This is a genomic window from Kocuria oxytropis (genome assembly GCF_040981195.1).
Classification (GTDB): Bacteria; Actinomycetota; Actinomycetes; order Actinomycetales; family Micrococcaceae; genus Kocuria; species Kocuria oxytropis.
In genome coordinates this window covers 1-12,261 of the sequence record NZ_JAVFXA010000009.1, presented here as the reverse complement: position 1 = coordinate 12,261, position 12,261 = coordinate 1, and the positions used below count along the sequence as shown (strand labels likewise).

15 protein-coding genes are annotated in these 12,261 nt (G+C 68.9%); 12 read left to right on the top strand and 3 right to left on the bottom strand.

Annotated elements, in window-relative coordinates; genetic code table 11:
* Positions 1–4: 4 nt before the first annotated feature.
* The 11 genes from QYM41_RS10475 (at position 5) to QYM41_RS10425 (ending at position 10,516) form a co-directional block, all read left to right on the top strand.
* Positions 5–823, top strand: coding sequence for an ABC transporter permease (locus tag QYM41_RS10475; RefSeq protein ID WP_368799681.1), 819 nt, complete (start codon positions 5–7; stop codon positions 821–823).
* A 34-nt stretch (positions 824–857) separates the two neighbouring features.
* Positions 858–1,505 carry a GNAT family N-acetyltransferase gene (locus QYM41_RS10470; RefSeq protein WP_368799680.1) on the top strand — a complete coding sequence of 216 codons (648 nt, stop codon included), beginning with the start codon at positions 858–860 and terminating at the stop codon, positions 1,503–1,505.
* Positions 1,506–1,802: 297 nt separating this feature from the next.
* Positions 1,803–2,531 carry an SDR family NAD(P)-dependent oxidoreductase gene (locus QYM41_RS10465; RefSeq protein ID WP_368799679.1) on the top strand — a complete coding sequence of 243 codons (729 nt, stop codon included), beginning with the start codon at positions 1,803–1,805 and terminating at the stop codon, positions 2,529–2,531.
* 399 nt (positions 2,532–2,930) lie between these two features.
* The gene (locus QYM41_RS10460) at positions 2,931–3,305 is read left to right on the top strand and encodes an ArsR/SmtB family transcription factor (protein WP_368799678.1); all 375 of its coding nucleotides are present in this window, start codon (positions 2,931–2,933) and stop codon (positions 3,303–3,305) included.
* A complete protein-coding gene (locus QYM41_RS10455; protein WP_368799677.1) occupies positions 3,302–3,838 on the top strand; it encodes an SRPBCC family protein in 537 nt (178 codons plus the stop codon). Before QYM41_RS10460 ends, QYM41_RS10455 begins: the two co-directional genes overlap by 4 nt.
* Positions 3,839–4,102: 264 nt before the next feature.
* The gene (locus QYM41_RS10450; protein WP_438612588.1) at positions 4,103–5,839 is read left to right on the top strand and encodes a purine-cytosine permease family protein; all 1,737 of its coding nucleotides are present in this window, start codon (positions 4,103–4,105) and stop codon (positions 5,837–5,839) included.
* Positions 5,840–6,443: 604 nt separating this feature from the next.
* Positions 6,444–7,211 carry an ABC transporter ATP-binding protein gene (locus tag QYM41_RS10445; RefSeq protein ID WP_438612587.1) on the top strand — a complete coding sequence of 256 codons (768 nt, stop codon included), beginning with the start codon at positions 6,444–6,446 and terminating at the stop codon, positions 7,209–7,211.
* Positions 7,208–8,485, top strand: coding sequence for an ABC transporter permease (locus QYM41_RS10440; RefSeq protein WP_368799674.1), 1,278 nt, complete (start codon positions 7,208–7,210; stop codon positions 8,483–8,485). Before QYM41_RS10445 ends, QYM41_RS10440 begins: the two co-directional genes overlap by 4 nt.
* Before the next feature lie 44 nt (positions 8,486–8,529).
* A complete protein-coding gene (locus QYM41_RS10435; protein WP_368799673.1) occupies positions 8,530–9,156 on the top strand; it encodes a hypothetical protein in 627 nt (208 codons plus the stop codon).
* Positions 9,157–9,279: 123 nt separating this feature from the next.
* Positions 9,280–9,957: a hypothetical protein gene (locus QYM41_RS10430; protein ID WP_368799672.1), complete on the top strand. Its 678-nt coding sequence runs from the start codon at positions 9,280–9,282 to the stop codon at positions 9,955–9,957.
* A 55-nt stretch (positions 9,958–10,012) separates the two neighbouring features.
* Positions 10,013–10,516, top strand: a complete 504-nt coding sequence (locus tag QYM41_RS10425) for a hypothetical protein (protein WP_368799671.1) — start codon at positions 10,013–10,015, stop codon at positions 10,514–10,516.
* 20 nt (positions 10,517–10,536) lie between these two features.
* On the opposite strand, the gene QYM41_RS10420 is transcribed toward QYM41_RS10425, so the two are convergent.
* The 3 genes from QYM41_RS10420 to QYM41_RS10410 form a co-directional block, all read right to left on the bottom strand.
* Positions 10,537–10,776 (bottom strand): hypothetical protein, encoded by a 240-nt coding sequence (locus tag QYM41_RS10420; RefSeq protein ID WP_368799670.1) that lies wholly within the window; start codon positions 10,774–10,776, stop codon positions 10,537–10,539.
* Positions 10,776–11,114, bottom strand: a complete 339-nt coding sequence (locus QYM41_RS10415) for a hypothetical protein (RefSeq protein ID WP_368799669.1) — start codon at positions 11,112–11,114, stop codon at positions 10,776–10,778. Before QYM41_RS10415 ends, QYM41_RS10420 begins: the two co-directional genes overlap by 1 nt.
* A gap of 84 nt (positions 11,115–11,198) precedes the next feature.
* Positions 11,199–11,387: a hypothetical protein gene (locus tag QYM41_RS10410; RefSeq protein ID WP_368799668.1), complete on the bottom strand. Its 189-nt coding sequence runs from the start codon at positions 11,385–11,387 to the stop codon at positions 11,199–11,201.
* Positions 11,388–11,791: 404 nt separating this feature from the next.
* Here QYM41_RS10410 and QYM41_RS10405 point away from each other — a divergent pair.
* A partial coding sequence (locus QYM41_RS10405) for an SgcJ/EcaC family oxidoreductase (RefSeq protein ID WP_368799667.1) occupies positions 11,792–12,261 on the top strand: 470 nt, incomplete at its 3' end.

The following is a 12,261-nucleotide window of genomic DNA, read 5'->3' as shown; positions in this document are numbered from 1 at the left end:
CACGATGACCACCACCCTCCACCACCGGGAATCCGCAGCGATCGCCTCTGGCCACGTCACCTTCGGCCGGGTCCTGCACGCCGAGTGGATCAAGTTCTGGACCCTGCGCTCCACCGCCTACCTGTTGCTGGCCACGGTGGTCACCATGGTCGGCCTGGGCACCCTCGGAGCCTGGGGCCTGACCTCGGCCATGAACGACGGGCAACCCGTCACGGACGCGATGATCCACGCCCTGCCCAGCGGAGGCCTGACCTTCGGACAGCTGCTCATCGGCGCCCTGGCCGTGCTGTTCGTCTCCGCCGAGTACGGCTCCGGGATGATCCAGGCCACCATGATCACCGTCCCCGCCCGCACCCCGGTACTGACGGCGAAGGCCCTGATCGTCGCGGCCGTATCCTACGGGGTGGGCACCGGCTCCGCGCTGCTCACCTACGCCGCCATCCAACCCCTCCTGCGCCCCGACGACCTGGACTTCGCCCTCACCACGGAAGGCGTGACGGTCAGCATCGCCCGCACCGGTCTCTACCTGGCCCTGGTCGCCCTGATGGCCCTGGCCCTGGGCGCCCTGCTGCGCAACAGCGCCGGCGGGATCGTCACCCTCAGCGCCCTGCTCCTGGTGCTGCCCACCGCCCTGAGCGTGATCTCCGGTGACCTGGCCGCCGAGATCGCCGAGTATCTCCCGTCCAACGCCGGCAACCAGCTCGTGGCCATCGAGATCGCCGACGACGCCCTCACCCAGCTCCAGGGAGGACTGGTCATGGGCGCCTGGGCCCTCGTACCCCTGCTCGCCGCAACCGTGCTCCTGAAGCGACGAGACGTCTGACCAAGCACCGACACCCCTCCCCGATGAGGTGGCCGTGGTGGTCAACACCACGGCCACCACACTCATCCCGGAGCAGGAAGGCTCCACACCACACGGACAGCACCCGTTGAAAGGAACCGCCGTGCCACGACCTGCCACTGCCGCCGATCTGCCTTATCTGGCCGATGTCCTCGCCGACGCCTTCAGCGACTATCCCTGGACCAACTGGACCATCCCGACCCAGGACCGACACGAGCGGATCCGCTCACTGCAACTGCTCTACCTCAAGCACGCGGGATTGCCATACGGCATGGTGTGGACAGTCCCCGATCACACCGCGGTCGCCGCTTTCCTGCCCTCTCCGATCCCGGACCTGCCATCGGCGGTGCTGGAGCAAGTCACGCATGCCCACGGCGACCGTCTGGCGGCCCTGTTGGAAGCGGAGGAATTGGTGGCGACGCGCAGACCGGCCCACAACTGGGTACTGGCCACGGTGGGCGTGGCTCCTACGGCCCAGGGCCACGGACTGGGCAGAACTGTGGTCAGCGCCGGGCTGGAGGCCATCGACGGCCTCGGTGGAACCTGTCTGCTGGAGACCTCCGATCCCCGGAATCTGACGTTCTACCGGCACCTCGGCTTCACCACCGATGCTCTCGTGAGCACTCCGGGCCCTCCGGTGTGGATCATGACCCGCACGAGCTGACCGGTGTCCATCCAGCCCGCCGCTGCATCAAACAAGGGAGGCACGTGCGCGAAGTTTCAATCGGCTGCTCTCAAGCCCTCGGAGGCTGCGCGCCAAGCAAGACCAAAGGGATGGATGAAACCAGCATCGGCCATGATCTACAACGACCCCGTTGCAGTTGGGGGCCAGCTGGGTCCGTGATGTAGGCGGCTGGTGTTTCTGTTCGGGTATGTCGTACTCCTCGACGCTGCGGGAGATGTGGCGTCGACCTCGACTAGCGTGGGCGGTCACGGCAACGCCGGTGCGAGGAGGAACGCGATGTCGACCAAACTGACGGTCGTCACCGGTGGCGGCCGCGGGATCGGGGCCGCAATCAGCCGCCGTCTCGCCGCGGAGGGCCACGACGTGGTCATCACCTACCGGCAGGACCAGGACGCCGCAGAGAAAGTCGCCGATCAGGTGCGCCGCAGCGACCGCCGCGCCCTGACCGCACCGGTCGAGATGACCGACCCGGGTTCGGTCGTCGAACTCTTCGACCGGGTCTCCGCCTTCGGGGCCCTGACCGGGCTGGTCAATAACGCCGGCGCCGCCGCGGCGGTGGGCCCGCTGGAAACTAACAACCTCGAGGCAATCCGCCGGGACCTGGAAGTCAACCTCTTCGGGGCCATCGCCTGCACCCAGCAGGCCATCGGCCCGCTCAAGCGCGCCGGCGGCGGGGCCATCGTGAACATCTCCTCCGTCGCCGCGTCACTGGGCGGACCCGGCACCTACGTGCACTACGCGGCGGCCAAGGCCGGGGTGGAGGCCTTCACCGTGGGCCTGGCCAAGGAACTGGCCGCAGAGAACATCCGGGTCAACGCGGTGGCCCCAGGCACGGTGTGGACGGACTTCCACCGAGACCCGGCCCGACCGGCCAAGGTGGCCGCGACGATCCCGATGGGCCGTGCCGGGCGGCCCGAGGAGATCGCCGGGGCGGTGGCCTGGTTGCTCTCCGACGATGCCTCCTACGCCACCGGAACGACACTGCGAATCACCGGAGGACTCTAACGCGCCCCCGGGCGACGCATCAGCATGGCCAGGACCTGATTGGAGGCACCGCGGACGGAAACCACCCCACGCATCGCCGGCGCACACGAGCCGTATACCCACCGGATTTACGTTTGGCCCGGTTACAGGGTCCGGGCGCTGGCAGGATCTGCCGTACTGCGGTGGAGGTCACTTTGTGAACTTCGTCAGTCATCCGCTGTGCCCGGCCTATGAGTGTGGGGCACCGTGGACGTGGCTGGAAGCTGTGACACCGCGCCGCACGACCCGCAGGGCACCACCATTCCTGATGACCCACGGGGCCCGTGAGCCCACGCGACGATTCTGCCGTGCGGCATGCACCGTGACGGCCTGGTCCACGATCACTGGCACATTGGTAACTGGGTCGTTACCATAAGTGTCGTGGACGTGTTCGCGGCTCTAGGGGATCCGGTACGGCGGGCCCTGCTGCGGCGGCTGGCCCAGGGGCCGGCCCGGGTGGTCGACCTCGCGGCCGATCACGACATCAGCCGTCCGGCGGTCAGCCGACACCTGAAAGTGCTCGGTGACGCGGGGCTGGTCGCCGGGACCACGCAGGGCCGTGAACGCCACTACACGCTGGTGCCCTCCGCCCTGGAGCCGGTCGCCGACCTGGTCGCCGAGTTGAGTGACCGGGCACCGCGGATCCCGCAGCGTGTCCTGGGCGGCCTCGAGCTCGAGGTCCGCCGCACCACCCGCGACCGGGCCGCCGACCGGCAGGGCCGGCAGCTGCGCACCGAGAGGAAGGACGCAGGATGACGACACCACAGGCCACCGGACGGCCCGAGACGCGGCAGGACGGTGAGTGGATCGTGTTCACCCGCCACTTCACCGCCCCCATCGAGGACGTGTGGGCCGCGGTGACGGACTCGGAACGCCTCGGGCGCTGGATCGGCACCTGGACCGGTGACCCGGCCTCCGGCAGTGTCACCTTCCGGATGACCGCCGAGGATGGCATGCCGGAGGAGGTCCACCACATCGAGGCCTGCGAACCCCCGTGGCTGCTGCGCACGCGCGCCCGCAGCGAGGGGCTGGACGGTGAAGACCACGACTGGAGGGTAGAGATCCGGCTCACCGACGACAGGGACGGTACGACGCTGCACTTCGGCCAGGTCCTGCCGCGACCGGAGTGGGCGCACAAGATCGGCCCCGGCTGGGACTACTACCTGGATCGGCTCGTGGCGGCCGAGACGGGCGGGGACGTGTCCGGGATCGACTTCGAACGCGACTATTACCCCGCCCTGGTCCCGGTCTACCAGCAGCGCTTCCCGATCACGCCCCAGCAGCCGTAACCGGCCCACCGCTTTGTTAATGGCCGGGATGGCGGTCATCACGCCAACTCTGGTAATGCCCAGCGATGCAGCGGTCGCCGATGGTGAATTTGCTGAAGAGAGGTAGCACGGGCCGGACCTTCGGTCCTTGTCGGTGCACGGTCGGTCCCGCGGCACCGGGCGCTCTTCACGCTCGCGAAACAACGTCGACACGGTGCGGCATTACGGCGCCGTTAAGTTCGCAGGCGACGCCCGCCGACCGAAGGAAACACCGTGACCGATCAGCTGCCCCCGCCTTCTACCGACCCGGGGTCGCATCCCGGTGTCGGGATTTCTGTTCTCAACTCACCGGCCGCTCCTGCCGGCGCGCACGTTCTCGGAGCCCCCGACCGTGACGTGAGCCAGGCCACCAGGGAATCCCTGGAGGACTACACCCTGCGCTTCGCCCCGCGGTCCTATCGCAAGTGGGGCCCGGGCGTGGTGGCGACCAGCGCCCTGGGTGGCATCGCCTACCTGGCAGACTTCTCCATCGGCGCCAGCATCGGCATGACCCACGGCACGGCCAACGCCCTTCTCGGCATTGCCGTGGCAGCGGTCATCATCTTCACCACCGGCCTGCCGCTGGCCTACTACGCGGCCCGCTACAACATCGACCTGGACCTCATCACACGGGGCTCAGGCTTCGGCTACTACGGGTCCGTGGTCACCAACATCATCTTCGCCACCTTCACCTTTATCTTCTTCGCCCTCGAGGGCTCGATCATGGCCCAGGGCCTCGAGCTGGTGCTGGGCATCCCGCAGGCGATCGGGTACGCGATCTCCACGCTCGTCGTCATCCCCCTGGTGATTTACGGGATGAACACCCTGGCCAAGCTGCAGGTGTGGACCACCCCGCTGTGGCTGCTGCTGATGGTCTTCCCGCTGGCCTTCCTCGTGGTCACCAACCCGGACTCGGTCGAGACCTTCTTCGCCTACCAGGGCGAGAGCGGCGACGGCGGGGTCAGCCTGGCCGCGGTCATGCTCGCCGCCGGGGTGTGCCTGTCCCTGATGGCGCAGATCGCCGAGCAGATCGACTACCTGCGCTTCATGCCGCCCAAGACCGCCGCCAACCGCCGTGCGTGGTGGGCTGCCGTGATCATGGGCGGACCCGGCTGGGTGGTCTTCGGCGCGCTCAAGCAGGCCACCGGCCTGTTCATCACGGTCTGGCTGCTCGCCAAGCTCAACCCGGCCGCCTCCGCCACCGCCACCGAGCCGGTGCATCAGTTCCTCGGCGTGTACGAGGAGATGATGCCGACCTGGCTGGCGCTCACCCTGGCCCTGATCCTCGTGGTGGTCTCGCAGCTGAAGATCAACGTCACCAACGCCTACTCCGGCTCCCTGGCCTGGACCAATAGCTTCACCCGCATCACCAAGCACTACCCGGGTCGGTTCGTCTTCATCCTGGTGAACCTGGCCATCGCCCTGGTGCTGATGGAGGCGAACATGTTCGACATCCTCAACACCATCCTGGGCTTCTACGCCAACTGCGCGATGGCCTGGGTGGTCACGGTCGCCACTGACATCGCCGTCAACAAGTACCTGATCAAGCTCTCGCCCAAGGCCCCCGAGTTCCGCCGTGGCATGCTCTACGCCGTCAACCCGGTCGGCTTCGTTTCGATGCTGCTTTCCGCGGGCGTCTCGATCGCCGTGTTCTTCGGGGCGTTCGGGGCCGCCGTGCAGCCGTATTCGCCGATGTTCGCGATCGGGCTGGCGCTGGTCTGCCCGCCTCTGCTCGCCGTGGCCACCCGCGGGAAGTACTACCTGAGGCGCACCGACGACGGCATCGACCTGCCGATGTTCGACGCCGATGGGAACCCCTCCGACGTCACGTTCCTCTGTCACGTCAGCGGCCTCGAGTTCGAGCGCCCGGACATGATGCTCTCCGCCGAGCCCGGACCGCACGGGGAGAAGCAGTACATCTCCTCACTCGCCTTGGCGACCGACAAGACCGGGCGGTACGTGCTGCCTGCCCAGACGTCCTAGTCGCGATTGTGCGCAGCCTGCGGTGGCGCGGCCCTCTGGTCTGCGCCACCGCAGCGTCCTGTGACCCAACGCACGGTGCGATACATCGACAAGACGCTGACGCCACAGGGGCAGTCCCCTCTGTCTCGATGAGGTCAAAGCTTCGCAACCGCGTGCGTGCTTGCTCGTGATCGAACGCTGACCGGGGGCCCCGGCACCCCTCCTCTCCAGAGGGGGTGCAGAGTGGCCGAGAGTCCGACCGGGTCCGGGGCGGATCTCCGCCAGACTGCGGCCAGGGGTGGGTCAGGCATGTCTCACCGGCGTGTCCAGGAGGCGGGGGACCGTGGCGCCGGTCCGGGCCCTGGATGGGCCCCCCGGGGTGGGGCGGCACCGGAGGTCCGAGGCCGACGGGACGGTTCGTGCCCCAGGTCGATGCCCGAGAAACCACGGCTCCGCAAGGAACATCGCGACGCGCCCCTCTAATGGGGACGCGTGCCGCATTCAGCCTTGTGTGTGCGTTCGCACATGATGGCGTGAGGGGTGAGACGCCGTCCCACTCCGCTTCCCTGTGGTCTCACTGCGGGGTGGTCGTGGACCGGCGCAGGGGGAGGGGAGAACCGACATGATGATGCCCGCGGTGCTCCAGGCACAGGACCTGGTGAAGACCTACGGGACGGGTGAGACCGGCTTCACCGCTCTGGACGGGGTGAACCTGGCCATCGGTGCGGGGGAGTCGGTGGCGGTCGTGGGCAAGTCCGGGTCCGGCAAGTCCACCCTGATGCACCTGCTGGCGCTGCTGGACGCCCCGACGTCCGGGTCCGTGCTCCTGCACGGGGCACCGACGGCGGCGATGACGGCCCGGGAGCTGAACCGGGTTCGCAACTCCTCCTTCGGGTTCGTGTTCCAGCAGTTCTTCCTCACCCCGGGCCAGACGGTGCTGGAGAACGTGGTGCTGCCGCTGAAGATCGCCGGGGTGGGCAAGGCCGACCGCAGACGCCGGGGCCTGGCGGTGCTGGAGCGCCTGGACATGGCGGAGAAGGCCCACAGCCGGGCCATCGACCTGTCCGGAGGGCAGAAGCAGCGGGTGGCGATCGCCCGGGCGCTGGTCAACGACCCGGCGGTGATCTTCGCCGATGAGCCCACCGGCAATCTGGACTCGGTCACTGGGGCGGTGGTCCAGGACATCCTCTTCGATCTGCACCGGGACCGGGGCATCACGCTGGTGGTCGTCACCCACGACGCGGAGCTGGCCGCCCAGTGCGAACGGCAGGTGCACCTGCGCGACGGACGGATTCTCCAGAGCCCGGTGCCGGCGCGGCCGGGGCCCGAGGAGGGCCCGACCGGGGCCGGCGACGGGGTGGCCATCGGAGCAGTGGGCGGGGGTGTGCGGTGAGGTGGCACGATCTCATCGGCTCGGCCGTGGCCAGCACGTTGAGGGGCCGGATCCGCACGGTGCTGACCGTGGTGGCGGTGATCATCGGGGCCTTCGCCCTCACCCTGACCTCGGGGATGGGGGTGGGGGTGAACCGCTACATCGACGAGACCGTCGCCGCCTTCGGCGACACCGATGCCCTCTACGTGCAGAAGTCCCAGCCCCTGCTGGAGCTCTCGGCCGGGTCAGGCCCGCGGGTCTACGACCCGGACTCCACCCAGATCGCCACCGGCTTCGGGGTCTCCTTCGTGGGGCTCTCCGAGGAGGACGTCCTCATCATCGAGGACACCGCCGGGGTGGCCCAGGTGCAACCGGTCTACAACGTGGTCCCCACCTACCTGAATGCTGAGGGGGCGAAGTACCAGCTCACCCTGGGCATCCCGGTCGACGGCGAAGGGCTGCGCATGGTCGCCGGGTCCATCGCCACCGAGGGGGCGGATGAGATCGCGATCCCGGACAGCTGGGTGGCCGATCTCGGTTTTGCCTCACCGGCGGCCGCGGTCGGAGCGACCGTGGAGGTGGTCATGACCGATCTCGCCGGGGCCGAGCGGGCCTTCGCGGCCACCGTCTCGGGGGTGACCCAGGCCAGTCTGGCCGGGGTCGCGATGAACCCCATCCCGTCCACCTCCTTCAACGAACGCCTCTACGCCTACCAGGTCAGCGGCGGGCCCGAGGAGGTGGCGGCCAGCTACATCATGGCCCGGGCCATCATGGAGAACCCCGCACAAGCACCTGCGGTGCAGGAGCGGTTGGAGGAAGCCGGGATGATCGGCTCCACGGTGGAGGACCAGCTGGGCATGTTCCGCACCGTGATCAACGCCGTGGTGTGGATCCTCAACGCCTGCGCGGTCATCGCCCTGCTCGCCGCAGGCCTGGGCATCGTCAACACGCTGCTGATGTCCGTCCAGGAACGCACCCGCGAGATCGGGCTGATGAAAGCCATGGGCATGGGCGGCCCCAGGGTGTTCGGGCTGTTCTCCCTGGAATCGGTGTTCATCGGCCTGCTCGGTGCGGTGCTCGGGGCGGCCGCCGGGGTGGCCACCGGCACCTGGCTGACCCGGGTGCTGGCCGAGGGCTTCCTGGCCGGGTTGCCCGGGCTGTCTCTGTTCGCCTTCCACGCCCCGAAGATCGCGCTGATCGTGGTCGCCGTCCTGGGCATCGCCTTTGTCGCCGGCACGATCCCGGCCGTCCGGGCTGCGGGCAAGGATCCGATCACCGCCCTGCGCCACGAATGACCACACCCACCATCCACTCACGGCACAGCGAAGGAACACCGGCCATGAACACCCCAGCAGGCAACCCCAGCAACCCGGGCCACCCCGGTCACCCCGACGAGCCCGCGCGCGGTGGGCCACCGCCCCGCTACGCCCCGACCGGAGGACACAACCGGGCACGGGACGGTCACGGGCAGAACCACGACCCTGCGCCGGCGCCACCACAGCTCAAACGGCTGCTGGGCCTGACCGTGGCCTCGGGCGCCCTCTACGCGGCCCTCGGGGTGGTCGTCACCGTCATCTACAGCACCATGGACTTCGCCGCGATGTACCAGCGGATGGGCATGCCGGCCGAGGACGCCGGCCAGATCGGCGCCATGGTCGAGCAGATGCGCGGGATCTCGATCGCCTCCGGGGTGATCGGACTGGTGGTGCTGGTGGGCCTCTACGTCATGGAGTACGTGTTCCTGGCCAAGGGCGCGAACTGGGCGCGGATCCTGGGGATCGTGCTCGCGATCCTGAGCGCACTGGGCTTCCTGGGCAACCTCTTCGGGTTCTGGCTCTACGGGCAGTGGGCGATCGTGCTCATCGCCATCGGGATCGCCTTCATCGCGGTCAACATCGCCTGGCTGGTGACCGCCTTCCGAGCCCCGTTGCGCAACTGGTTCACCGCCCAGCGCTACACCAGGTGACACCTGGCCACCCATCGGCGGTCAGCGAGACACCGGCAGGGACAAGGCAGCCCTGGTGACACCGCCGCGACACCGGCCGAGCACGCCCGCCTCCACGCATCACGACGACGACAGGGAAGCACCATGGCAGTCGACACACGACCCACCACCGGCACCCCCGGCCCGTGGTTCCGCACCCTGTGCGGAGCGATCACCCTCGGGCTGAGCCTGGTGTGCGTCTTCTCGTCCCTGCCATACCTGACCACCACGTCCGGCAGCGAGCAGCTGACCATCGGGGGGTTCTTCCTCTGGGGTGCCGGGCTGGCCGTCGGCGGGGCGTGGCTGATCCGCGGCCGGTCCAAGGGCCAGGACCTCGTCCTCGTCCGGGACCGGAAACGCTTGGTGACCGTCGCCGCCATGACGGTGCTGGTCGTGGGCCTGGCGATCTTCTTCGCGACCCTGCCCGCCGGGGAGGACAGCACCTTTGACGCGTCGCTGGGATACCGGACGATGTTCGCCGATCTCTTTGCGTCCCTGCCGCTGCTGCTCTTCGACCGCCAGGAGCACCCGGAGCGCACCTCGCCGCTGCCGCAGGACGGTCCCGGCCGGGACAAGGTGAAGCGGCGGATCCTGTTGCTGATCATCGCCGGGGTGGTGGCCTGGCCGGCCGGGGTGGCGCTGGGGGAGCTGGTGTACCCGTGGTTCGAGGAGCTCCTGCCCCGCCTGGGCACCGGGCTCCTGGCCGCCGCCGCCGTGCTGGGCTACCGGCTGCGGAAGTCCCGGGCACGGGGGACCGACCCCAGTGCGTCACCGGGCGAGTAGGACGTGGGCCAGACCATGACTGCGGAGAGCCCGCGACCCCGGGGAAGGACAGTCGATGTTCGTGTCACCGGCGACCGGTGAGGGCCCCGTCCCGAAGAAGGACCGGAAGTGGCTGTGGGGGCTGGGCGCGTGGCTGTTCTGGTTCATCGTCGCCGACGAGGTGGTCGAAGCCGCCCTGAACTGGCTGGTGGCCACCGGCGGGTACGGGTTCTCCAACGCGATCATCGGGCTGCTCACCCTGGGCGGGTGCTTCATCGGCGTCCAACGGCTGCACGTCAAGCACCGGCGCCTGGAGAACGAGGGCGACCCGGATCCGCTGCCGGCCCCCTACGACTACGAGACGCAGGCTCAGGCTGGAGTGTTCCTGGGCTGGGCCTTCGGCATCATCACCTGGCTGGCCACCGCGGCGTGGCTGGCCTTCGTCGGGGTGGGCGCGGCGATGACGTTCTGGCCGATCCTCGGGACGACGATCCTGTGGGCCGGGCGGATGGAGATGGCCCACGCACGCGTCATGGACGACCGCCGCGGCCACCCGCCGGCACCGGACCACCAGGACTGATTCCTCATCGGCGGGGCGGCTCAGCGCAGGCGCAGCCCGAGCTCTGCCCCGGCCTGGCGGTAGGTGTGGTCGTTGCCGTCGATGGGTCCGGCGCCGAGCAGGGACAGCTCGGCGACTTCGAAGATGGCCCAGCACTCGTGATGGCCGATCTTCGAGACGTCGCGGATGCCGCAGTACATCGCGTAGTTCGACTTCGGGTCCGCAGCCCGGTAGGCCCAGGTGGCGATGAGCCGGGTCAACAGCCGGCGTTCCGAGCGCACTACGGAGACGTCCAGGTCACCGGCCGGATGGTGCTCCAGGGCCCGCTGGTCTGCGGGAACTCGAGGTCCACGAACGGGGTAGGGCTCTGGATCAGGAACTGCGCCAGGGACCGTCGCTCCCGCCAGTCCCGGGGCACATCGCCGGCGAGCATCAGGTGGGGCTGGTGGGCCTGGGCGGCAGCGCGGGTGGCGGTGGTGGGTCGAAAGCCTCGCAGTGTCTCGGCGTCGGCCCCTGTGGGGGTCGAGGCGGCATGGAGCGCTCCGCCTCCCAGGACGTCGAAGCGGTTGCCGGCCCGGTCGTCCTCGGCGATCTCCGAGTCGAGCCGAGAGAAGTGCAAGGACCCGGTGGAGCGCCCGACCCGCCACAGCTCGGTGTCGGGCGCACACCATCACGTCGCTGCGGTCGACCCGCGCGCCGGTGCTCACTCGTCGCGGAACGCCCGGGCGGCGGCCAGGACGGCCTTGAGCCGGTCGGCGGCCATGGCCTCGGCCGGGGAATCGTCGCCCAGCAACGGGTTCGAGCCCATGAACCACGCCCGCACCGTGTGCGGGGAGTCCACCCCCACCAGGTCCGTGTAGACCGTGTACGCCTCCCGTACCCGTCGTTCCATCGCCGGGCGTGGGTCTTTGTTCTACGCCGAGGCCCAGCGGCTCACCGTCTCCGGGCGGACCCCGGCAATCAGCGCGAGCAGCCCGTTGCCCAGGGTGGTGTTCAGTGCGTGCACGACGACCTGCCAGTCCGCGCGCACGGCCGCTTGATGGGACGACTGCCCTCGGAAGGACAGGGCGTCGGGTTACGGCACCAGAGAAATCTCAGACATAGATCAACTTTGGATCAGGACCACATCAGGAAGATAAAATCGTGGCGCAGGGTCCGGATTCCATGTTTGCTTCGAGGGTCATCCCCCCGCGGGCGTGGAGGGGTAGCTGAGCACTGTTGCCGTTACCGACGTGTTGTCGGAGCAGCCCACCATTACGTGAGCCGCGTGGTCGCGCCCCATCGCGGGAAAAGCCGGTGCATGGTTGCTTCGCCGGAGGACATCGCCATCGCTTAGCCGCTGCCTGGAACGACGCCGACGCCGGATCCCTGGCTGAGCTGTTCGCCGAGGACGCCGACTTCGTGAATGTGGTGGTTCTGTGGTGGCGGACCCGGATCCAGGACGACCACGCCTATGGCTTACGCCGCATGTTCCCGCAGACCGTCATGACGCTTGGCGAGGTGGCCTGCCGCGAGCTGGGACGTGACGTTGCCGTGGTCCACACCGCCCGGGTCCTCACCGGACAGATCACCCCCGCGGGGGAGCCGGCCGGTGATCGTTCCGTGGTGCTCAGCTTCACCGTTTCCCGCCGGCCTGAAGGCCGGTGGCTGGCTGTCTGTCGAGATGCGGTCCAAACTGAACACCCCCGGAAAACCGGCCCTTCACAGATGAGCATGGGTAGGCGTCTTCCGCCACGGCCGGTGGCCGCCGGCGGCGAGCAGGGCGC